This window comes from Methylobacterium indicum (genome assembly GCF_001043895.1).
In the GTDB taxonomy this organism is placed as follows: Bacteria; Pseudomonadota; Alphaproteobacteria; order Rhizobiales; family Beijerinckiaceae; genus Methylobacterium; species Methylobacterium indicum.
This window is the reverse complement of sequence record NZ_JTHF01000011.1, coordinates 1-20,852: the sequence shown is the minus strand read 5'-3', so window position 1 is coordinate 20,852 and position 20,852 is coordinate 1. Positions and strand designations below refer to the sequence as shown.

At 70.2% G+C, this 20,852-nt stretch carries 18 protein-coding genes and 1 pseudogene; 8 read left to right on the top strand and 11 right to left on the bottom strand.

Annotated elements, in window-relative coordinates; all coding sequences use genetic code 11:
* The 4 genes and pseudogenes from QR78_RS01465 to QR78_RS01450 all read right to left on the bottom strand — a co-directional run.
* A pseudogene (locus QR78_RS01465) lies at positions 1-204 on the bottom strand (LptA/OstA family protein); the annotation flags it as partial.
* Positions 205-208: 4 nt separating this feature from the next.
* A complete protein-coding gene (lptC, locus tag QR78_RS01460) occupies positions 209-949 on the bottom strand; it encodes an LPS export ABC transporter periplasmic protein LptC (protein WP_048425708.1) in 741 nt (246 codons plus the stop codon).
* A gap of 185 nt (positions 950-1,134) precedes the next feature.
* Entirely contained in the window at positions 1,135-1,749 is a 615-nt protein-coding gene (locus QR78_RS01455) for a ribonuclease D (protein WP_048425704.1), read from the bottom strand.
* A gap of 116 nt (positions 1,750-1,865) precedes the next feature.
* Positions 1,866-2,264, bottom strand: coding sequence for a ComEA family DNA-binding protein (locus tag QR78_RS01450; RefSeq protein ID WP_048425703.1), 399 nt, complete (start codon positions 2,262-2,264; stop codon positions 1,866-1,868).
* Positions 2,265-2,523: 259 nt separating this feature from the next.
* Here QR78_RS01450 and rpmF point away from each other — a divergent pair, with 259 nt between their 5' ends.
* Positions 2,524-2,709 (top strand): 50S ribosomal protein L32, encoded by a 186-nt coding sequence (gene rpmF / locus QR78_RS01445; RefSeq protein WP_048425702.1) that lies wholly within the window; start codon positions 2,524-2,526, stop codon positions 2,707-2,709.
* An 87-nt stretch (positions 2,710-2,796) separates the two neighbouring features.
* On the opposite strand, the gene QR78_RS01440 is transcribed toward rpmF, so the two are convergent.
* Positions 2,797-3,996 (bottom strand): YbfB/YjiJ family MFS transporter, encoded by a 1,200-nt coding sequence (locus QR78_RS01440; protein WP_082172077.1) that lies wholly within the window; start codon positions 3,994-3,996, stop codon positions 2,797-2,799.
* 73 nt (positions 3,997-4,069) lie between these two features.
* On the opposite strand from QR78_RS01440, the gene QR78_RS01435 reads away from it, so the two are divergent.
* Positions 4,070-4,999, top strand: a complete 930-nt coding sequence (locus tag QR78_RS01435; RefSeq protein ID WP_179945857.1) for a LysR family transcriptional regulator — start codon at positions 4,070-4,072, stop codon at positions 4,997-4,999.
* Positions 5,000-5,023: 24 nt separating this feature from the next.
* Here the strand turns inward: QR78_RS01435 and QR78_RS01430 are convergent, their stop codons facing one another.
* Positions 5,024-5,239, bottom strand: coding sequence for a hypothetical protein (locus QR78_RS01430; protein ID WP_048425700.1), 216 nt, complete (start codon positions 5,237-5,239; stop codon positions 5,024-5,026).
* A 78-nt stretch (positions 5,240-5,317) separates the two neighbouring features.
* Entirely contained in the window at positions 5,318-5,920 is a 603-nt protein-coding gene (gene phaR, locus QR78_RS01425) for a polyhydroxyalkanoate synthesis repressor PhaR (RefSeq protein WP_048425699.1), read from the bottom strand.
* 294 nt (positions 5,921-6,214) lie between these two features.
* Between phaR and QR78_RS01420 the strand changes: the two genes are divergently transcribed.
* Positions 6,215-7,396 carry an acetyl-CoA C-acetyltransferase gene (locus tag QR78_RS01420; protein WP_048425698.1) on the top strand — a complete coding sequence of 394 codons (1,182 nt, stop codon included), beginning with the start codon at positions 6,215-6,217 and terminating at the stop codon, positions 7,394-7,396.
* 200 nt (positions 7,397-7,596) lie between these two features.
* Positions 7,597-8,325, top strand: a complete 729-nt coding sequence (phbB, locus tag QR78_RS01415) for an acetoacetyl-CoA reductase (RefSeq protein ID WP_048425697.1) — start codon at positions 7,597-7,599, stop codon at positions 8,323-8,325.
* 244 nt (positions 8,326-8,569) lie between these two features.
* Here phbB and QR78_RS01410 read toward each other — a convergent pair whose 3' ends face one another.
* Positions 8,570-9,805, bottom strand: a complete 1,236-nt coding sequence (locus tag QR78_RS01410) for an ABC transporter substrate-binding protein (protein WP_048425696.1) — start codon at positions 9,803-9,805, stop codon at positions 8,570-8,572.
* Between the two features lie 244 nt (positions 9,806-10,049).
* On the opposite strand from QR78_RS01410, the gene secA reads away from it, so the two are divergent.
* A complete protein-coding gene (gene secA, locus QR78_RS01405; protein WP_048425695.1) occupies positions 10,050-12,920 on the top strand; it encodes a preprotein translocase subunit SecA in 2,871 nt (956 codons plus the stop codon).
* A gap of 366 nt (positions 12,921-13,286) precedes the next feature.
* Here the strand turns inward: secA and QR78_RS01400 are convergent, their stop codons facing one another.
* From QR78_RS01400 to QR78_RS01390, 3 genes are all read right to left on the bottom strand, one after another.
* On the bottom strand, positions 13,287-13,727 hold the full coding sequence (locus QR78_RS01400) for a hypothetical protein (protein WP_048425694.1): 441 nt from the start codon (positions 13,725-13,727) through the stop codon (positions 13,287-13,289).
* A 165-nt stretch (positions 13,728-13,892) separates the two neighbouring features.
* Complete coding sequence (locus QR78_RS01395; protein ID WP_244276581.1) at positions 13,893-14,402, bottom strand: GNAT family N-acetyltransferase; 510 nt, start codon at positions 14,400-14,402, stop codon at positions 13,893-13,895.
* A complete protein-coding gene (locus QR78_RS01390; RefSeq protein WP_048425692.1) occupies positions 14,399-16,018 on the bottom strand; it encodes a glucan biosynthesis protein G in 1,620 nt (539 codons plus the stop codon). Before QR78_RS01390 ends, QR78_RS01395 begins: the two co-directional genes overlap by 4 nt.
* Positions 16,019-16,728: 710 nt before the next feature.
* Between QR78_RS01390 and QR78_RS01385 the strand changes: the two genes are divergently transcribed.
* The 3 genes from QR78_RS01385 to QR78_RS01375 all read left to right on the top strand — a co-directional run.
* Positions 16,729-17,895 (top strand): type III PLP-dependent enzyme, encoded by a 1,167-nt coding sequence (locus QR78_RS01385; protein ID WP_048425706.1) that lies wholly within the window; start codon positions 16,729-16,731, stop codon positions 17,893-17,895.
* Positions 17,896-18,093: 198 nt separating this feature from the next.
* Positions 18,094-18,636, top strand: a complete 543-nt coding sequence (locus QR78_RS01380) for a GNAT family N-acetyltransferase (RefSeq protein ID WP_048425691.1) — start codon at positions 18,094-18,096, stop codon at positions 18,634-18,636.
* Between the two features lie 579 nt (positions 18,637-19,215).
* Positions 19,216-20,852 (top strand): methyl-accepting chemotaxis protein (locus tag QR78_RS01375; protein WP_048425690.1); only part of this gene is annotated, 1,637 nt, incomplete at its 3' end.

Sequence of the window (20,852 nt, the reverse complement as noted above, 5' to 3'; positions counted from 1 at the left end):
CTCGCGGTCGAACACGTCGAGCCGGTCGGCGTCGATCTTGATCGGCTCCTTGCCGCCGCCGCTGCCGAAGGCGCCGAAGCCGGAGCCGGCCTCCTTCTTCTTAGACGCGGGCGCGGCCGGGGTCTCGGCCCGTGGCACGGACGGGAGGGCGAGAGCGGCGACAGTGAGGCAGCCGAGCGCCGCGAGGGCCGGGAGACGGGGCACGGGCTCAATCGTCCTTGATCTGGGCCTCGGTGGTCCGCAGCGGCGGATCCTGCTCCGAGGTCTCGGAAGGGGCGTGGTTGGAGAAGACCGCCTTGACGTTGCCGACGAACGAGATGGTCTTGCCGCTCTCGGTCACCTCGAGGCCGTCGGCCCGGATCGAGCCGGTCGGCATCGTGACGGTGACGGCCTCGCGCGAGGACATCGCGCCGGCCTTGAAGTCGACATGGGCCGAGGTGAGGCGCGCCTCCTGGCCCTTGTCGGTCCAGAGGCGGATGTGCTGGCTCAGCTCCAGCGCCTCCTTCTGGGTGTCGAAGATGCCGGCCGTCGCCTCGATATGGGCGAGCCCCCCCGATTCGTCGGTGGTGAGGCGCCCGAGCATGTTCTGCAACTCGATCACGAAGGGCTTGCGCACGTCCTGGAGCGCGGCCTTCGCGGTGACGACGTAGGGGCGGTTGTCCTTCGAGCGGTAGCCGGAGAGGCGCGGGCTCTCCATCGTCACCTTCGAGCCCGAGACGCCGATCGCGCCGAGGCTGACCGAGACGCCGAGATCGGCGAAGGGGTTGAGCCAGGTGCCGACCACGATGGCGAGCCCGGCCGCACCGGCGCCGAGGGGGATCGCGCGGCGCAGCCAGCGCACCTGGGCGCTGTGCCGGCGGGCACGGAGATGGGCGCGCAGGCGCCGGGGATCGAGGGCCGGGCCGGCCGGGGACGGGACCGCTTCGAGCAAGGTTGTGGCCACCTGCATCATGCCGAGGCCCGGGCGGGGTGCGCGGGACACGCCCCACCCCTGTCCCGGCCCGGTGTCGAAGTTATGGCCGGCAGGTTAACAGAACGGCCAGGCTTCTGTCTCGGCCCAGAGTCTCACGACGCTCCCGCCGGGTCGCCGCCCCACCGGATGCCGACGGCGATCGGGAGCGTCGTGAGAGGCCTTCAGCTATGGGCGAAGATGTCCGTCTCGTCCCATTCGAGCAGGTCGAGGCGGGCACGGGTCGGCAGGAAGTCGAAGCAGGCCTGCGCCATGGCGGTCCGGTCCTCGCGGGCCAGCATCGCGTCGAGGCGCGTGCGCAGGGCGTGCAGGTGGAGCACGTCGGAGGCCGCGTAGTCGATCTGCGCCTGGGTCAGGGTGTCGGCGCCCCAATCCGAGGATTGCTGCTGCTTCGACAGGTCGACGCCGAGGAGCTCGCGCACCAGATCCTTCAGACCGTGCCGGTCGGTATAGGTGCGGGCGAGCCGCGAACCGATCTTGGTGCAGTAGACCGGCCCCGGCATCACGCCGAGGCGATGGTAGAGCACCGCGAGGTCGAAGCGGGCGTAGTGGAAGATCTTGGTGACCGCCGGGTCGGCCATGACCCGCTTGAGCACCACCGGCTCGGGGCCGGCCTTGGGGATCTGCACCAGGTCGGCCTCGCCGTCGCCGCGGGAGATCTGCACCACGCAGAGCCGGTCGCGATGGGGCTGGAGGCCGAGGGTCTCGGTGTCGACCGCGATGGCCGGGCCCGGCACGTAATCGTCGGGCAGGTCGCCGCGGTGCAGGCGATGGGGCATGGGAGGCGCGTCCGGGGCAACGTCGAGAGGGGTTGCCCCGGCGCCTAGCACCGCTCCCCCGGGCCGGCAAGGACGGGCCCGAGGATGCGCCAGGGATGCGCCGGGAATCCGGGCGGTCAGGACTTCTGGCGGGCGATCACCTTGTCCTTGATGTCCTCGTAGACGTTCGACGGGACGATCTTTTTCGACAGGAGCTCGTCCTTGCCGCGATAGGGCCGGCCCTTGACGATCGCCTCGGAGCGCGCCGCGCCGATGCCCTTGAGGGTCTCGAGCTCCTGCTTGCTCGCGCTGTTGAGGTCGATGAGGGCGGGCTTGCCGGCCTGCGCCGGTTGCGCGGCAGGCGCCGCCTTCGGGACCTCGGGCGCCTTGGGGGCGACCGGCGCTGCGGGGGCCGTCGTGGCGGGCGCGGGCCGCGTCGTCGGGGTCGAGGGTGCCGGGGTCTGGGCGAGAGCGGGGCCCGCGGCCAGCAGGGCGGTCAGCGCCAGGGCGCGGGTCAGGCGGGGAAAGCGCGTCATCGGGAAGAGCTCCGATCGTGCCGCCCTGAGGGGCCCGGGCCTGGGCTGTCCGGAGCGGCTGGACCCATCATGCGACCTTCGCCGTTGAACGGCAGCTTAATGGGTGTATGAGGGCTCGAGCGGATTTCTGGGATCGGTCCCCTAGCCAGGACCGCGCGTCTCCTCTATAGACCCCGCTCCGATCAGGATCGCGACGCGCGCGGCGGCTCCGCCCGGGAGCAGCTTCGCGCCTGTTTTGTTGCACGGGATACAAGTTCCAATGGCCGTTCCGAAGCGAAAGACCTCCCCGTCGCGGCGCGGCATGCGCCGTTCCGCCGACGCCCTCAAGGCCCCGACCTACGTCGAGGACAAGGATTCCGGCGAGCTGCGCCGCCCCCACCACATCGACCTGAAGACCGGCATGTACCGGGGTCGCCAGGTCCTGAAGGTCAAGTCCGACGCGTGATGCGGTGTGGCGGCGCTCATGCGCCGCCGATGACCGGCACGGGATGACGGCGCCCCTCGCGGGCGCCGTTCTCGTTTGGGGGCCGTCTCAGGCCGGGCGGCGCCCGGCCCGCCACAGCCACAGGGCGGAGAGCGCGAGGAGACAGGCCGCGACCGCGCCGGTCATGCCCAGCCCGTCCCGGCCGCCGGCGCCGAGGGCGCGCACCACCAGCGGACCGGCGATCTGCCCGGCCGCGAAGGCCGCGGTCATCCGGGCGAGCAGCGGCGTCGGGTCGTCGGGCCGCGCCTCGCGTGCCAGCTGCAGCCCCGCCATGGTGGCGATCATGAAGGTGCCGCCGACGAGGAGCGCCGAGACGACGACCGCCCAGAGGGCGTGGACGGCGACCGGCAGGGCGGTGCCGAGCGCCATGACGCCCTGCGCCGCCGCCCAGAGGCGCCGGCGGGGCACCGCCGCGAGGGAGCGCGCCGCGACCGCCACCGACAGCATCGCCGCGAGGCCGAAGAGCGGCCAGGCGAGGCCGAAGATCAGCGGATCGGGCGCGAGATCGCGCGCCATCGCCGGCAGGAACGTCGCCGGCACGATGTAGCCGAACCCGAACAGGGCGTAGCACAGGATCAGCGCGCCCTGGCCGCCGGCCGCGCCCCGCGTGGCGGCCGCCGCCTCGCGCTCCGCGGCGCCGGCCGGGACCCCGCCGGCGCGCCGGGCGAGGAACCCGGCGAGCAGCGCGCCGGCGAGGGCGAGCGTCCCGAGCTCCAGCCACAGCCGGGCCGCCGGCTGGCGCCCGCCGAGCCAGGCCAGCGCCCCGGCGAGCGCGATGCCGAACCCCACTCCCGTGTAGATCCAGGCGCCGCGACGCGGCGCCCCGCGCCGCGCGAGTTCGGCGAGGCACCAGCCGCTGGCGCAGACGAGCGCCCAGGCGCTGAACACGCCTGCCGCCGCGCGCAGGGCCGTGCCGAGGAGAGCCGGCGCGGGCGCTCCCGCGAGCGCCATCGCGAGGGTGGTCAGCGCCACGCCGGCGAGACTCGCGGCCAGCCCGCGACCCGGATTCCCGGAGAACCACCCCGCGGTGAGCGCTCCGGCGAGATAGCCGAGATAGTTCGCCGCCGCCCATTCGGCGCCGGCCTCCGCGGTCAGCGTGCCGTCGCGCAGCATCAGCGGCAACAGCGGCGTGAAGGCGAAGCGGCCGATGCCCATCGCGACCGCGAGGGCGAGGACGCCGCTCGCGACGATCGGCCAGGTCGCGGAGCGCGGGGCGGGATGGGTGAGGGACGGATGGAGGGTGCGCATCACGGCATCAGACACCCCGCACTCTTTCTTGGAAATTGAATTTTCGTGATATATCATTCTTTCTATGAGAATGATGGACCTCGACGACCTGCACATCTTCCGCAGCGTGGTGCGGGAGGGCGGGGTGACGCGGGCGGCCAACCTGCTCAACCGGGTGCCGTCCAACGTGACCACCCGCATCAAGCAGTTCGAGGAGCGGCTGGGCGTCGCCCTGTTTCGCCGCGAGGGCCGCTCGCTCGCCCTCACCGAGGCCGGTCGCACCCTGCTCGGCCATGCCGAGGCGCTGCTGCAGCTGGCGGATCTGGCCGAGCGCGAGATGCGGGGCGGCGGCGTGCGCGGCGTGCTGCGGCTCGGCTCGATCGAGAGCGCCGCCGGGGCCCGGCTTCCGCCGATCCTCTCGGCGTTCCACGCGCGCCATCCCGACGTGACGATCGAGCTGCAGACCGGGACCACCCGGGCGATGCTGCGCCAGCTCGAGCGCCACGAGGTCGAGGCCGCCTTCGTGTCCGAGCCGTTCGAGCACGGCCCGCTGTCGTCGGTGCCGGCCTTCGACGAGGAGCTGGTGCTGATCACCGCGAGCGGCGCGGGTGCGGAGCCGGAGCGGGCCCGGACCGTGGTGGCGTTCCCGCACGGCTGCTCCTATCGCCAGCGCCTGTTCGCGTGGCTCGCCGAGGCGGGCCGGTCGCCGGACCGGATCCTGGAGATGAGTTCGTACCACGCCATCGTGGCCTGCGTGGCCGCCGGGACGGGGGCCGCGATCGTGCCGGCGGCGGTGCTCGACCATGCCGTGCTCGCCACCGCGGTCGCGCGCCACCCCCTGCCGGACGGCCTGCGGTTCAGCCGCACCCACCTCGTCTGGTCGGGTCAGGCCAGCCCGGCCCTGCGCTCGCTGATGGCGCTGCTGGAGCGGGAGGAGAGCGAGTGGCCAGCGTCGTCCGTCGACGACGACGGTGCACGACAGGAGGGCGACTTGCCGACGACGCCCGGGACAGGGCGGGCGTGAGGTCCGAAAGAGCCGGATGCCGGCTCAGCGATCGCCGCCCGCCGCGTAGCAGGCCGAGGCCACCTGCGAGCGGTGCCGCCGCGAGGGCCGCAACCCCCCGTCCGGCCCGTCGATGAGCTGAACCAGGAAGGTGGCGAGGGGACGGGCCGGCACCGCCGGGACGGGCGCGGAGGTCTCGATCGGGACGAGGGCCCGCCCGGGCGAATCCGGATCCGGGACGATCGTGTCGGGCTGGGACATGGCGCGGGCTCCGCGGGCTAACGCGCTGTCAACGTCGCAAGCGCCCTGCCGTGTTCCACCCTCCCCCGCATTCTCGCGTTACTTCTTGGCGAGGGCTTCGAGCCGGCTCTGCATCTCGGCCATCTGGCGCTTGATGTCGTCGAGCTCGCCCTTGGGCGAGGCGGCCGCCGGGGCCGGCGCCTCGGCCGGCTTGTCGCCGGCGGGCTGCTGGCCGCCCGGGCCGAACGGCGTGAACATCCGCATGGCGTCGCTGAAGAAGCTCATGTTGGCCCGCACCTGCTCCTCCATGGCGTGCTGGAAGGCGGTGGGCCCGAAGGTCTGGGACATCTTCTCGCGCAGGCCGTCCTGCTCGCGGGTGAGGTGGTCCATCGAGTATTCGAGGAAGCTCGGCACCATCGCCCGCATGCTGTCGCCGTAGAAGCGGATCAGCTGGCGCAGGAAGGCCACCGGCAGGAGGTTCTCGGCCCCGGCCTTGTTCTCCTGCTCGAAGATGATCTGGGTGAGCACCGAGCGGGTGATGTCCTCACCCGACTTGGCATCGAAGACCACGAAGTCCTCGCCGGCCTGCACCATCGCGGCGAGGTCCTCGAGGGTGACGTAGGTCGAGGTGCCCGTGTGATAGAGACGCCGGTTGGCGTACTTCTTGATGACGGTGGGTGTCGACTTGCCGCTCTCCGCCATCGGTACGTTGTCTCCCTCTTGGCGAACCCGGCGGGAACTGGACGGCGCCGGGCGAGCCGAATTTTCACCGTGTCTCATGGTTCGACCTTAAAGCCTTCGTGTGCCGGCGAAAACAGCAATCTGCGCGCCGTCCACGCAAACTGGCCGCGCTGCCAGCGCGATAACGGTCGGCGCACGCCTTGACTTCCCGGAGGGCAAAGCTTTCATCCAACCCCAAAGCGCGCGGGGTGCGCGGCCGCCGGGTCATCGCGCCGGCGGCGGCCCGCGACGCTGGGAGAGGGTCAGGAGAGGCGCATGGCTGAGAAGGCAGATATCGTCATCGTGGGGGCCGCCCGCACCCCGGTCGGCTCGTTCAACGGGGCCTTCGCCACCGTGCCGGCCCACAAGCTCGGCGCGGTCGCCATCAAGGCGGCGCTCGAGCGCGCCAAGGTCTCCCCCGAGGAGGTCGACGAGGTGATCTTCGGCCAGGTGCTGGCCGCGGGCGAGGGCCAGAACCCGGCCCGCCAGGCCGCCATGGCCGCCGGCATCCCGCAGGAGAAGACCGCCTGGGGCCTCAACCAGCTCTGCGGCTCGGGCCTGCGCACCGTCGCGGTCGGCATGCAGCAGATCGCCAACGGCGACGCCGACATCATCGTGGCCGGCGGCCAGGAATCGATGTCGATGGCCCCGCACGCCCAGTACCTGCGCGGCGGCCAGAAGATGGGCGACCTGAAGCTCGTCGACACGATGCTGAAGGACGGCCTGATGGACGCCTTCAACGGCTACCACATGGGCAACACCGCCGAGAACATCGCCCAGCAGTGGCAGCTGACCCGCGAGGAGCAGGACGCCTTCGCGGCCCGCTCGCAGAACAAGGCCGAGGCCGCCAAGAAGGACGGCCGCTTCAAGGACGAGATCGCCCCCGTCACCGTGCCCGGCCGCAAGGGCGACGTGGTGGTCGACACCGACGAGTACATCCGCGAGGGTGCGACCCCCGAGGGCATGGCCAAGCTCAAGCCCGCCTTCTCGAAGGACGGCACCGTCACCGCCGGCAACGCGTCGGGCATCAACGACGGCGCCGCCGCCCTGGTGCTGATGTCGGCGGCCGAGGCCGAGAAGCGCGGCCTCAAGCCGCTCGCCCGCATCGCCTCCTGGGCCACCGCCGGCGTCGACCCGAAGATCATGGGCACCGGCCCGATCCCGGCCTCGCGCAAGGCGCTGGAGAAGGCCGGCTGGAAGGCCTCCGACCTAGACCTGATCGAGGCCAACGAGGCGTTCGCCGCCCAGGCGCTGGCGGTCAACAAGGACCTGGGCTTCGACGACGCGAAGGTCAACGTGAACGGCGGCGCCATCGCCATCGGCCACCCGATCGGGGCGTCCGGCGCCCGCGTCCTCGTGACCCTGCTGCACGAGATGCAGCGCCGCGACGCCAAGAAGGGCCTCGCCACGCTCTGCATCGGCGGCGGCATGGGCGTCGCCATGTGCCTCGAGCGCTGATACGGGCTCGATCGCTCAAGTCGCGCTGAAATATTAGCGGCGCGACGAAGGGCGGCCGGGAGCCCGGCCGCCCTGTTACAGTTAGTACTTAAAGAAGCGGGACAGCACCCGCCTTCGTTGTGGATCGGCCGCTTTCCGTAAAGTACCACGGAACCGCGCCGAGGGACGGATCGCTCGAACGCTCATCAAGGAGAGGGCACATGGCAGAACGCGTCGCACTGGTCACCGGGGGCACGCGCGGCATCGGCGCTGCGATCTCGAAAGGCCTGAAGGAGGCCGGATACAAGGTCGCGGCCAATTACGGTGGCAACGACGAGGCCGCGCAGGCCTTCAAGAGCGAGACCGGCATCCCGGTCTTCAAGTTCGACGTCGGCGACGCCGCGGCCTGCGAGGCCGGCATCCGCGCGGCGGAAGCCGAGCTCGGCCCGATCGACATCCTGGTCAACAATGCCGGCATCACCCGCGACGGCATGTTCCACAAGATGACCTTCGAGCAGTGGCAGGCGGTGATCCGCACCAACCTCGACTCGATGTTCACCTGCACCCGTCCGCTGATCGACGGCATGCGCTCGCGCGGCTTCGGCCGGATCATCCTGATCTCGTCCATCAACGGCCAGAAGGGCCAGATGGGCCAGACCAACTACTCCGCCGCCAAGGCCGGCGTGATCGGCTTCGCCAAGGCCCTGGCGCAGGAGAACGCCAACAAGGGCATCACCGTCAACGTGATCGCGCCCGGCTACATCGCCACCGAGATGGTCAAGGCGATCCCCGAGGAGGTGCTGAAGGCCAAGATCCTGCCGCACATCCCGGTCGGCCGCCTCGGCGAGGCCGACGAGATCGCCCGCGCGGTCGAGTTCCTGGCCGGCGAGCAGGCGGGCTTCATCACCGGCTCGACGCTGACCATCAACGGCGGCCAGTACATCGCGTGATAGATCGGGGCGTCCCGGACGGGGCGCCCCTCCTTGTTCGGCGCGGCGGTTCTCGCATCCTCCGCGTCATTCCGGGGCCGCGTCAGCGGAGCCCGGAATCCAGAAACGCAAGACGCTCGGAATAGAGCGCGACGCGTTCCGCCTCATCCTGCATCACCAGCGGTTCTGGATCCCGGGCTCTCGCCTTCGGCGAGCCCCGGGACGACCCTGTGAAGCGGAAATGCCGCTGCTGAAATGTCGACGTTTACTGCGTCAGCGGGCAGCCGCTGGCCTTCGCCGACAGGAACGCCTTGTCGCCCGGAATCGTCGCCAGCAGCTTGTAGTAGTCCCACGGCGCCTTCGACTCGGCCGGCGACTTGACCTGGAACAGGTACATGTCGTGGACCATGCGGCCATTGGCCTGCACCGTGCCGCCGCGGCCGAAGAAATCGTCGACCTTCAATTCGCGCATCTTGGCCGCCACCGCGTCGGTGTCGTCGGTGCCCGCGGCCTTCACGGCCTTCAGGTAGTGCAGGACCGAGGAGTAGGTGCCGGCCTGGATCATGTTCGGCATCTTGCCGGTCTTGGCCATGAACCGCTTGGCGAAGCCCCGGGCCTGGTCGTCGAGGTCCCAGTAATAGCCCTCGGTCAGCACGATGCCCTGCGCCGCCTTGAGGCCGAGGCCGTGGACCTCGGAGAGCGTGAACAGCAGCGCCGCGAGGCGCTGTCCGCCCTGGACGATGCCGAATTCCGCCGCCTGCTTGATCGCGTTCGAGGTGTCGAGGCCGGCATTGGCGAGCCCGATGATCTTGGCGCCCGAGCCCTGCGCCTGGAGCAGGAACGAGGAGAAGTCCTGGGCGCTCAAGGGATGGCGCACGGCGCCCACCACCTTGCCGCCCTTCTGGGTGACGTATTGCGTCACGTCGGCCTGGAGCGCGGTGCCGAAGGCGTAGTCGGCGGTGAGGAAGAACCAGGTGTCGCCGCCGGTCTCGACCAGCGAGCCGCCGGTGCCGACCGCGAGCGCGTGGGTGTCGTAGGCCCAGTGGAAGCCGTAGGGCGTGCACTGCTTGCCGGTGAGATCGGACGTGGCGGCGCCGTCCACGATGGTGATCTTGCGCTTCTCCTTCGACAGGCCCTGCACGGCAAGCGCCACCGAGGAGGTGGTCAGCTCCATGATCGCGTCCACCTTGTCGGTGTCGTACCATTGCCGGGCGATGTTCGAGGCGATGTCGGGCTTGTTCTGGTGGTCGGCGTCGACGATCTGCACCGGCACGTCGAGGACCTTGCCCCCGAAATCCTCGACCGCCATCCTCGCCGCCTCGACCGAGCCGCGGCCGCCGAAATCGGCGTAGACGCCGGACTGGTCGTTGAGGATGCCGATCTTCACCACGCCGTCGGAGGCGCCCTTGGGCGCGGCGGTCTGGGCCTGGGCCGCAACGGCGAAAGCCAGTCCGGCGGCGAGGGCGGTGGTGCGGGCGAGCGCCCGGCTCAAGCGTGTCATGGTGTTCCTCCCCGGGCCGCGGTTGTTTCCCCGCCGGCCGTCATCCTGCTGATCGCAGCACGGCAGCTAGGGCGGTGCCGGGGCGGGAATCAAGCGGCGTCGGCCGTCCCCTCCCCCCGTCTTTCGCCGCACGGCCACGCTCGTGCCGGGCGACGACTGCCTTTTGGGTGCACGGCTCCCTATATGGGCCTATAAGGCGCCCGCGGCGCGCGCCACTACCGCTACGATCGATCGCAGGTTCACGATGCTGGGTTCCCTTGCCAAGAAGATCTTCGGGTCGTCCAACGACCGCCGGGTGAAGGGATACCGACCCCGCGTCCAGGCCATCAACGCCCTCGAGCCCGAGCTGGCCGCCCTGTCCGACGAGGCCCTGCGCGCCCGCACCGATGCGCTCAAGGCCGAGCTCGCCGCCGGCAAGACCCTCGACGACATCCTGGTCCCGGCCTTCGCCACCGTGCGCGAGGCGGCCAAGCGCGTGCTCGGCCAGCGCCACTTCGACGTGCAGATGATCGGCGGCATGGTGCTGCACGAGAGCGGCATCGCCGAGATGAAGACCGGCGAGGGCAAGACCCTGGTGGCGACGCTCGCCACCTACCTCAACGCCCTGTCGGGCAAGGGCGTGCACGTCGTCACGGTCAACGACTACCTCGCCCGCCGCGACGCGGAATGGATGGGCCGGGTCTACCGCTTCCTGGGCCTCACCACCGGCATCATCGTGCACGGGCTCGACGACGCCGAGCGCAAGGCGGCCTATGCCTGCGACATCACCTACGGCACCAACAACGAGTACGGCTTCGATTACCTTCGCGACAACATGAAGTACGAGCTGGGCCAGATGGTCCAGCGCGGCCACAACTTCGCGATCGTCGACGAGGTCGATTCGATCCTGATCGACGAGGCGCGCACCCCGCTGATCATCTCCGGTCCGATCGACGACCGCTCCGACCTCTACACCATGATCGACGCGGTGATGCCGCGCCTGGTGCGCGAGGATTACGACCTCGACGAGAAGCAGCGCACCGTCTCGCTGACCGAGGCCGGCAACGAGCACATCGAGGAATTGCTGCGCGAGGCCGGCATCCTCAAGGAGGGCGACCTCTACGACGCCCACAACGTGACGCTGGTCCACCACGTCAACCAGGCGCTTCGCGCCCACACCCTGTTCACCCGCGACAAGGACTACATCGTCCGCAACGACGAGGTGGTGATCATCGACGAGTTCACGGGCCGCATGATGCCCGGCCGGCGCTACTCGGAAGGGCTGCACCAGGCGCTCGAGGCCAAGGAGCGGGTCGAGATCCAGCCCGAGAATCAGACGCTGGCCTCGATCACCTTCCAGAACTATTTCCGCCTCTACAAGCACCTCGCCGGCATGACCGGCACCGCCTCGACCGAGGCGGACGAGTTCCACGAGATCTACAACCTCGAAGTGGTCGAGATCCCGACCAACAAGGAGGTCGAGCGCGTCGACGAGGACGACGAGGTCTATCGCACCGTCGACGAAAAATACGCCGCGATCATCAAGGAGATCGACAAGGCGCATGCCCGGCTGCAGCCGGTGCTGGTCGGCACCGGCTCGATCGAGCGCTCCGAGCACATCGCCGGCCTCCTGGTGAAGCACGGCTACACCCCGCTCGACTACAGCGACCCGTCGGCGCTGGAGGACGTCTATGCGGCGGCCCGCGAGGGCCGGGTGACCAAGCGCTTCGCGGTGCTGAATGCCCGCTTCCACGAGCAGGAAGCCTACATCGTCGCCGAGGCGGGCGTGCCCGGCGCGATCACGATCGCCACCAACATGGCCGGCCGCGGCACCGACATCAAGCTCGGCGGCAACCTCGACATGCGGATCGAGCAGGAGCTCGCCAACGTCCCCGAGGGGCCGGAGCGCGACGCCCGCATCGCGACCCTGAAGGCCGAGATCGACCAGAACCGCGCCAAGGTCCTGGCCTCCGGCGAGCCCGCCGACCCGGCGGCCGGCCGCAAGGTCGCGCTGCCCGGCGGCCTCTACATCGTCGGCACCGAGCGCAACGAGAGCCGGCGCATCGACAACCAGCTGCGCGGCCGCTCCGGCCGCCAGGGCGATCCCGGCCGCTCGAAGTTCTACCTCTCGCTTCAGGACGACCTGATGCGGATCTTCGGCTCCGACCGCATGGACGGCATGCTCCAGCGCCTCGGGCTCGAGGAGGGCGAGGCGATCATCCATCCCTGGATCAACAAGGCGATCGCCAAGGCGCAGCAGAAGGTCGAAGCCCGCAACTTCGACATGCGCAAGAACGTGCTCAAGTACGACAACGTCATGAACGACCAGCGCAAGGTCGTGTTCGAACAGCGCCGCGAGTTCATGGCGCAGGACAGCGTGCGCGAGACCGTCGACGAGATGCGCCAGGGCGTGATCGACGACGTGGTGGCGCGCCACGTCCCGGAGGACGCCTATCCGGAGCAGTGGGACATCGCGTCCCTGCGCGAGAGCATCACCCGCGACCTCAACCTCGACGTGCCGGTCGAGGACTGGGCCAAGGAAGAGGGCATCGCCGACGAGGAGATCCGCGAGCGCCTGCGCAAGGCCGCCGACGAGGCCTATGCCGAGCGCACCGCCCGCAACACCCCGGAGGTGATGGCCTACGTGGAGAAGCAGGTGCTTCTCCAGAGCCTCGACCACCTCTGGCGCGAGCACCTCGTCACCCTCGACCACCTGCGCCAGGTGATCGGCTGGCGCGGCATCGCCCAGCGCGATCCGCTCAACGAGTACAAGTCGGAAGCGTTCGACCTGTTCAACAGCCTCGTCGGCTCCTTGCGCGAGCAGGTCACCGGCCAGCTGATGCGGGTCGAGATCATGTACCAGGAGCCGGAGCAGCCGAGCCTGCCGCCGATGTTCGCCCAGCACCTCGACCCCGTCACCGGCGAGAACGAGTTCGCCTTCGCGGAGGGCGCGGCGGGCGGCGGCGGCGGTGCCTACGAGTTCGCCGGCCAGGCCCTCGCCGCGGATGCGCCGGTGCTGGAGCGCAACCCCGACGATTCCACCACCTGGGGCCGCGTCGGCCGCAACGAGCCCTGCCCCTGCGGCTCGGGCAAGAAGTACAAGCACTGCCACGGCCGCTTCGCCGCGGACGAGTGAACGGGCCCCGAGGCTTCTCTCCCAAGCCTCTCTCCGCCATGCGCCTGCCCCCTCCCCTCCGTAGGCGGGGTTGTCCGGGAAACGGGGAGGCGCGGGACATCTCCTCTCCCCGCGGGCGGGGAGAGGCCTGAGCTCCGAAGGGGCTCAGGGAGCCGCGAACCGCAGGTTCGCCGCGAGGGTGAGGGGGTATTTCCGAAGGAGGCTCTTCCGGACACCCCCCCTCACCCTCGCTCCGGCTTTCTCCTGCGCTCACTTCACCCCCGACGAGGGGGGTGAAGTCCTCTCCCCGCCCGCGGGGAGAGGATATTTCCCGCGCCTGTTCCTGACCCCAGACAGACCTGCTCGGCGGGGAAGAGGTCGCGTCCCTCACATCGCCCGTATCGTCCGGTCCACGGCCGCCTGCACGCCGCCGAAGCGGCCGGACAGGCGCTCGCTCACGCACATCTGCACGGTGGTGCCGTAATACAGCATCCCGTAGCTCTTCTGCTTGCGGCAATCGTAGACCGGCTCGGCGAGGAGCGCGCCGGCGATGACGGCCGGTACCGCCAGGATCTTCGCGGCGGTCCCGAGCCCCCGGAGCCAGCCGCCCCCGGTCCGTCGATCCGACACGAGGACGATCTCGATGGTACGCACCTCGCGCGTGTCGGGACGGTCGGCGAAGCCGTCCAGCCCGTGCGCCGGACGTCGAGAATCCGGCTCGAAACGCTGAGAGAACCGGTCGGGCACGATGGCGGGCGCCGACGCCCTGATCATCCCGCTACGCTGCGCGAAGATCGTCCGACGGAGTTCGGCGTTCGTCGTGGCCATGGCGGCACCTCATCCCGATGTGAGGCATCCTGTGCCTCGGTCTCCGGGATCTGTGCGTGCGGCATGCCAACGGTAACCGATCAGAAACCATATCGGATCGGCACATTCCGCAGCGTCAAGACCGAACAGTGGTGGCGCCGCCGGCCCGCTCGTTCCGTGGTTGTATCAGGATGGGTCAGGTGCGGGACCGCCACGCCTCTCCCCGGCGAGGGGCTTCTCGTAGCGCCAGGCGGTGGTGCCGTCCTCGTAATAGTCCGGCACGGTCTCGAAGCGGCGGTAGCCGCTCCGCTCGTAGAGGCGGATGCCGGCGCCGTTATCCTCGCGGACCTCGAGCCGCAGCCGGTCGCAATCCTGCGCCAGGGCCTCGGCTTCGGCCGCCGCGAGGAGGACCCGGCCGAGGCCCGTGCCGGCGCGGCTCGGGGCCACCGCGATCGAGGACAGCCGGGCGCGCCGGCTGCCCCGGCGCCGCTCGATCGTGGCGGCGCCGACCAGGACCGCGCCATCGAGGGCGACCAGAAGCGAGATCGACGGCGAGCCGATGGCGTGGCGGATCGCCCGGCGCTCCGCCCGGTCGGTGGCGAAGGCCGCGACCTCGAGCGCCATCAGGGCGTCGAGGTCTTCCCGGATCGCCGGCCGGATGGTGACGGCCGATGCGTGAGCGGGGCGAGCGCTCACGCGGCCTTCCACGGATAGGTCCAGGTCTCGGTCAGCGTCTGGCCGCGGGCGCGCAGGAAGGCGCGCAATTCCGTCGATTGCCCGGCCCCGTCGAGCCGCACGTCGATCGCCGCGCGAAACCCCTTCACGTGCAGGTTCGGCACCAGGGAGACTGCGATGATCTTGCCCGCCGTCGTCGAGGGCACGATCTCGACCGCCTTCGGATCGGTGAGCCAGTAGGCGAGGTCGCCGCCCGAGAAGTCGACGAGGAAGCGCCGGGTGCGCGGCTCGCTGGCATCCGCCGTGCCGCCGCTGGCGGTCGTGCGCGCGACGTAGGTGTTCACGACCCGTCCGCCGGGATGCAGGTCGTCGGTCTCGGCGAGCGACCGAATCTTGTAGGACAGCTCCACCGCCTCGCCGGGCTTGTAGGGCTGCTTGGGCTGCCAGGAGGCCACGATGTTGTCGTGGGTCTCGTTCTCGGTCGGCAATTCGACGAGGCGCACCGTGCCCTCGCCCCACTCGCCCTGCGGCTCGACCCAGTAACCCGGGCGGCGGTGGTAATAGGCTTCGAGGTCCTGGTAGTCCTCGAACACCCGGTCGCGCTGCATCAGCCCGAACCCCTTCGGGTTGCGGTCCTCGAAGGCCGAGATCCAGCGCTCCTTGGGGTTGCGCAGGGGCCGCCAGATCCACTCGCCGCCGCCCGACTGCATCAGGAGCCCGTCGGAATCGTGCAGCTCGGGGCGGTAATCGTCCGAGTGGTGGCGGTCGTTCTCGCCGATGAAGAACATCGAGGTGAGCGGCGCGATGCCGACCGTCGCCAGTTCCCGGCGTGGGATCAGCGTGCAGCGCACGTCGACGACCGTCTCGTCGCCCGGATAGACCAGGAACTGGAACGCTCCGGTGCAGGACGGCCCGTCGAGGAGGGCGTAGATCACCGCCCGGTCGGCGCCCTTCGGCGGCATCTCGATCCAGAACTCGCGGAAGACCGGGAATTCCTCCGGCCCGCCGACGCTCTCGACGTTGACGGCGAGCCCCCGGGCCGAGAGGCCGTAGAGCTGGTCGCGGCCGAGGAAGCGGTAGTAGCTGGCGCCCAGGAACGAGATCAGCTCGTCGAGCACCCCCGGCTTGTTGAGGGGATAGTGCAGCCGGAAGCCGGCGAAGCCGAGATTGACCGGCAGCGGCTTGTCGATGGTGGTGCGGCCGTAATCGAACAGGGCGGGCTGGTAGGGCACCGGCGTCGGCACCCCGTCCCGCACCACGTTCACGACCACCGGGCGGGTGTAAAGGAAGCCGAGGTGGAAGAGCTGGAGCCGGAACGGCCCGTCCTGGTCTCCCAGCAAGGCCTTGTCGGGCCGGAAGCGGATGTCGCGCCAGGCGTCGTAGTCGAGGGAGGCGAGCGGCGCCGGCAGCGGCGCGACATTGGCCTCGAAGGGCGCGCCGGCGAGGGCCCGCGCCCGGCGCACCACCTCGTCGAAGCGGAAGCGCGGCGGGCCGGAGGGCGCCGGGGCCGGCTCCGGCGGCGGCAGGGCGCTCGGGCCGGGCTGGGTCGGCCCGACCTGGGCGGAGGCCGCCCGGCTGAGGGCGGCGGAGGAGAGCAGGCCGGCGAGGAGCGCGCGGCGCGAGGGCGAGATCGTCATGGTGTCCCGGAGGATAGGGCGCGCGTCCTGAACGCGAGCCGCTTTCTGTCGCCGGGTTGAATGGCGCGTCCGGCGCCGCTTGAGAAGGCCCCACGGCATGACGGTGTCGTCATGGAAGGGACGCCGCAGCGTCCCGCGCTGTATCCCCCAGGCCACGCCGGGGAAATCCGGCGAAAATCCGGATCCCGGGGCTTGCGGCCGAGGGGCACGATCCGTATCTACCGCCTTGCCCAATTTCGCACGTGCCTGTGGCCGCGTGCCGGTTGGTGGGCATCCGGACAAGAGGCCGGACAGCCGCCAGGGGTCTTAAAGGATCGATGGCCGGGAAGGGTGGATCCCTCCGGCCGGCATCCAGGTGGCGACACCGGACCCCGACAACAACCGGCAGCCGGAGGCAAAACCGGCGAACCCCGCTCTCCACGGGGGACGCAGCTTAAAGCAACGACGAACGGGCTTTTTTGGTCTCGTCGGCCCTCCAAAGGCCGACACCGAAGAGGCTTGTTTCTCCTTGCCCCGAGTGCGGATCGGGTTTCCCCGTTCCAAGCAAAGGCAGCTTCCGGGTGCTCTGCGCCCGCGTCGTACGGCGTGTCTCCACAGCACGTCCGCGCCGCGCCGCATCGCCCCCTGACGCCGGACGGCCGACGCGCGCCGTCTTGATCTCGACTTCGGGTTCCCGCGGGAGCCCTCTCGAACCTTTGGTGGGGCTGATCATGACCGATCGCATCCGCGATTTCCTGCGCGTGCGCCGCGAGCTCGGCCGGGACGAGGGTCCCGTGATGGTACTCGACCTCGACGTCGTGCGCGACAACTACACCGCCTTCGCCCGCGCCCTGCCGGACACCCGGGTGTTCTACGCCGTCAAGGCGAACCCGGCTCCCGAGGTGCTGCGCGCGCTCGCCGAGATGGGCTCCTGCTTCGACACCGCCTCGGTGGTCGAGATCCAGATGGCGCTGGCCGCCGGTGCCACCGCCGACCGCGTGTCGTTCGGCAACACCATCAAGAAGGAGCGCTGCATCGCCCGCGCGCTTCAGCTCGGCGTGCGGCTCTTCGCCGTCGACTGCCAGGCCGAGGTCGACAAGATCGCCCGCGCCGCCGATGCGGTCAAGGTCGCCCGCGAGGAGGTGCAGGTGTTCTGCCGCATCCTGTGCGACGGCGCCGGGGCCGAGTGGCCGCTCTCGCGCAAGTTCGGCTGCGTGCCCGAGATGGCGGTGGACGTGCTCGAGCACGGCTATCGCGCGGGTCTGAACGCCTACGGCGTGTCGTTCCATGTCGGCTCGCAGCAGGGCAACACGGAAGCCTGGGACGGGGCGCTCGCCTCGGCCGCGATGATTTTTCGCGAGTGCGCGCATCGCGGAATCCATCTCTCGATGGTGAACCTCGGCGGCGGCTTCCCGACCCAATACCTCAAGGCGGTACCGGGCGTGGAATCCTACGGCGACGCGATCTTCCGGGCGCTGACCAAGCACTTCGGCAACCAGCTGCCCGAGACGATCATCGAGCCGGGTCGCGGCATGGTCGGCAATGCCGGCATGATCGAGGCCGAGGTGGTGCTGGTCTCGCAGAAGTCGGACGCCGCCGACGAGGTGCGGTGGGTCTATCTCGACATCGGCAAGTTCGGCGGCCTCGCCGAGACGATGGACGAGTCGATCCGCTATCGCATCGTCACCGAGCACGACGAGGACCGCACGGTCCCCTGCGTGCTCGCCGGCCCGACCTGCGACTCGGCCGACGTGCTCTACGAGAAGACCCCGTACCCGCTGCCGGTCTCGCTCGCCATCGGCGACAAGGTGCTGATCGAGGGCGCGGGCGCCTACACCACCACCTACGCGGCGGTGGCGTTCAACGGCTTCCCGCCGCTCCAGTCCTACGTGATCTGAGCCGGGACTCTGATCGGGGCCGGCGCCGAAAACGGGGCTGACCCTACGGAACGAAGCGCCGGGCTCGCCGTTACCGGGAGCCCGGCGCTTCGACGCCTCTCTTCACCACCCATCCGCAAGTCCCGGACGGCCCGCCGATGCGGCGGGTGCGAGGGCTGTCCTTTGCCCGTCTTCTGTCAGTCTCGGGAGGGTACGGCCATGATCCAGATCCGCGACGAGCGCGCCGCCGATGTCGCCGCCCGCGAGCACCTGCTCGACGCGTGCTTCGGCGAGGCCCGCTTCACCAAGACCTGCGAGCGCCTGCGCGAGGGCCGCCTGCCGTCGGACGGCCTCGCCCTGGTGGTCGAGATGCAGGATCGCCTGGTCGCCACCGTGCGGCTGTGGGACGTCGATGCGGGCGGCACGCCCGCCCTGATGCTCGGGCCGATCGCCGTCGATCCGGCGCTCCACGGCCTCGGCATCGGCAACAGGCTGATGCGCGCGGCGCTTGCCCGCGCCGCCGCCTTCGGCCACCGCGCCGTGATCCTGGTGGGCGACGCGCCCTATTACGCCCGGTTCGGCTTCACCCGCGAGCGGGTCGGGGGCCTGCGGCTGCCCGGCCCCTACGCGCCGGAGCGCTTCCTCGCCCTCGACCTCGTGCCGGGGACGCTGGACGGCGCCGACGGCATGGTGCGGGCGACCGGGCGCCTCGACCCGTCCGCCAGCCTGGCGGGCGCCGAAGGCTACCGCGCCGCGGCGTGACGCCGGGGAGCCGGGGCTGGGGCTGTCCCCTCCCCGGCCATCCGCCTCGGAGCGGTACGGGGTCGAACCGGCGCGACGGCGGTGGGACAAGGCAGACGGCATCGATCGCCGTCGTCTTCGGGGCCGGCGGACGAATTCCGTCCGGCCTCGTCCCGGGTCATACGTCATCCGCCGGAGGTCGGTACGTCCCTCGCGGATCGGGGATTCGCTCCATCGGGGCGCGACGCAGCGGTCGGCGCGATGCGACGCCTGAAATAAGTTCTGCATCTGCTCTTTTGTCGCAGCGGCCCCGTGCCCACACTCATTCCGTGTATTTTTGCTGCCTACAACCCAAAACTCGATCCCTTCCCCGGCGGGACCTAGGCGCCGGGCTAGACCGCAAGGGATATTGAAATAAAAACAGTCCGTTTTGCTACACTTGCTCAACAAGAATATCTCAGCGACATCGATCGCGGTTAAATTCAGAAACATTGTAACAATAGGTTTTGTTAATACCAGGGTGTTCGGCTGCCGGCATCCCGACCCTGATCGAGGGCGCGCGCGGCGCATCGATCGGCCATCCACGCGCCCGCCCCGTCCATGACTTTCTCGATCAAGTCCACCCTCGCCGGGTTGTTCGCCGGCGTGGCCGTCATCGCCGGCGCGCAGGGCGCGCTGTCGATCTCCGAGTTGGGGACCATCCGCCGGAGCGTCGTGGAAGTCTCGACGAACTGGCTGCCCTCGGTCATCGCGATCAACGAGATGCGCGCTCAGATCGACCAGGTGCGCATCAAGCAGTATCGCCTCGTCGCGGCGGCACACGATCCGCGACTGCTGGCCGAGCATCTGCGCCAGTACGAGCAGAGCCTGGATCACGTCGCCCAGGCGCGCACCCGTTACGAACCGCTGATCTCTTCCGCGGATGAACAAGTTGTGTACGATGAATTCGTGGCCGGCTGGAACAGGTACAAGGCGGCGAGCGATGCCATCAGGGGCCTGGTCGCCTCCGACAAGACCGACGAAGCCCTCGTCGCCCTGATCGGCAAGGACAACCTGGCGCTCTACGATGCGATGAGCGCGGCCCTGGACCGCGACGTGAAGCTGAACGACAGCGGCGCGCAGAGGGACGCGAACGAGAGCGTGGTGGCCGCCCGCGACGCCACGATCGCGGCCTGGATCGCGATCATCCTGTCGCTGGCCGTCAGCCTCGGTGCCACGCTGTACGGGATGCGGCGCATCTCGGTGCCGCTCGGGCGCATCACCCGCATGATGGGCAGCTTGGCGACCGGAGACACGACGGTCGACGTTCCGTTCAAGGCCCGCCGGGACGAGATCGGCGCCATGGCCGCCGCCGTGCAGGTGTTCAAGGACAATCTGATCCGGACGCGGCAGCTCGAGGAGGAGACGGCGCTCGCCCGCGCCTCCGCCGAGGCGCAGCGGAAGGCCGGCATGCGCCAGATGGCGGATGCCTTCGAGCAGGCCGTCGGCGGCATCGTCGGCATGGTCTCCGCCTCGGCGACGGAGTTGCAGGCGACCGCCCAGACCATGACGGCGACCGCGACCCAGACCGCCGCCCAATCCACCGCCGTGGCGGCCGCCGCCGAGGAGGCGTCCTGCAACGTCGGCACGGTGGCGGCGGCGGCCGAAGAGCTCGGCGCCTCGGTGGCCGAGATCGGCCGCCAGGTCGACGGCTCGGCCCGGCTCGCCCGGGCCGCGGTCGCGGAAGCCGGGCAGACCGCCGATCAGGTCCGGGCGCTGACCGAGGCGACGACCCGCATCGGCAGCGTCGTCGGGCTGATCTCGTCCATCGCCGGCCAGACCAACCTGCTGGCGCTCAACGCCACCATCGAGGCGGCCCGGGCCGGCATGGCGGGCCGCGGCTTCGCGGTGGTGGCGGCGGAGGTCAAGGAACTGGCCGGCCAGACGGCACGAGCCACCGAGGAGATCACGACCCAGATCGCGGCGATCCAGGCCTCGACCGGTCAGGCGGCGGGGGCGATCGGCGGGATCACCGCGCGGATCGAGGAGATCTCCGGCGTCGCGACCTCGATCGCCGCGGCCGTGGAGGAGCAGGGGGCGGCGACCCAGGAGATCGTCCGCAACGTCGGTCAAGCCGCCGCCGGCACCGGCGAGGTGACGGGCAACATCGCGGGCGTGGCGGGTGCCGCCGAGGAGACGGGCGCGGCGGCGAGCCAGGTCCTCACCTCGGCCTCCGCGCTGTCGCGCCAGTCCGAGCA

Excerpts from the sequence above, each read along its gene's own strand:
- lptC (WP_048425708.1), bottom strand. The coding sequence starts at position 949 with ATGCAGGTGGCCACAACCTTGCTCGAAGCGGTCCCGTCCCCGGCCGGC.
- QR78_RS01455 (WP_048425704.1), bottom strand. The coding sequence starts at position 1,749 with ATGCCCCATCGCCTGCACCGCGGCGACCTGCCCGACGATTACGTGCCG.
- QR78_RS01450 (WP_048425703.1), bottom strand. The coding sequence starts at position 2,264 with ATGACGCGCTTTCCCCGCCTGACCCGCGCCCTGGCGCTGACCGCCCTG.
- rpmF (WP_048425702.1), top strand. The coding sequence starts at position 2,524 with ATGGCCGTTCCGAAGCGAAAGACCTCCCCGTCGCGGCGCGGCATGCGC.
- QR78_RS01440 (WP_082172077.1), bottom strand. The coding sequence starts at position 3,996 with ATGCGCACCCTCCATCCGTCCCTCACCCATCCCGCCCCGCGCTCCGCG.
- QR78_RS01435 (WP_179945857.1), top strand. The coding sequence starts at position 4,070 with ATGGACCTCGACGACCTGCACATCTTCCGCAGCGTGGTGCGGGAGGGC.
- QR78_RS01430 (WP_048425700.1), bottom strand. The coding sequence starts at position 5,239 with ATGTCCCAGCCCGACACGATCGTCCCGGATCCGGATTCGCCCGGGCGG.
- phaR (WP_048425699.1), bottom strand. The coding sequence starts at position 5,920 with ATGGCGGAGAGCGGCAAGTCGACACCCACCGTCATCAAGAAGTACGCC.
- QR78_RS01420 (WP_048425698.1), top strand. The coding sequence starts at position 6,215 with ATGGCTGAGAAGGCAGATATCGTCATCGTGGGGGCCGCCCGCACCCCG.
- phbB (WP_048425697.1), top strand. The coding sequence starts at position 7,597 with ATGGCAGAACGCGTCGCACTGGTCACCGGGGGCACGCGCGGCATCGGC.
- QR78_RS01410 (WP_048425696.1), bottom strand. The coding sequence starts at position 9,805 with ATGACACGCTTGAGCCGGGCGCTCGCCCGCACCACCGCCCTCGCCGCC.
- secA (WP_048425695.1), top strand. The coding sequence starts at position 10,050 with ATGCTGGGTTCCCTTGCCAAGAAGATCTTCGGGTCGTCCAACGACCGC.
- QR78_RS01400 (WP_048425694.1), bottom strand. The coding sequence starts at position 13,727 with ATGGCCACGACGAACGCCGAACTCCGTCGGACGATCTTCGCGCAGCGT.
- QR78_RS01390 (WP_048425692.1), bottom strand. The coding sequence starts at position 16,018 with ATGACGATCTCGCCCTCGCGCCGCGCGCTCCTCGCCGGCCTGCTCTCC.
- QR78_RS01385 (WP_048425706.1), top strand. The coding sequence starts at position 16,729 with ATGACCGATCGCATCCGCGATTTCCTGCGCGTGCGCCGCGAGCTCGGC.
- QR78_RS01380 (WP_048425691.1), top strand. The coding sequence starts at position 18,094 with ATGATCCAGATCCGCGACGAGCGCGCCGCCGATGTCGCCGCCCGCGAG.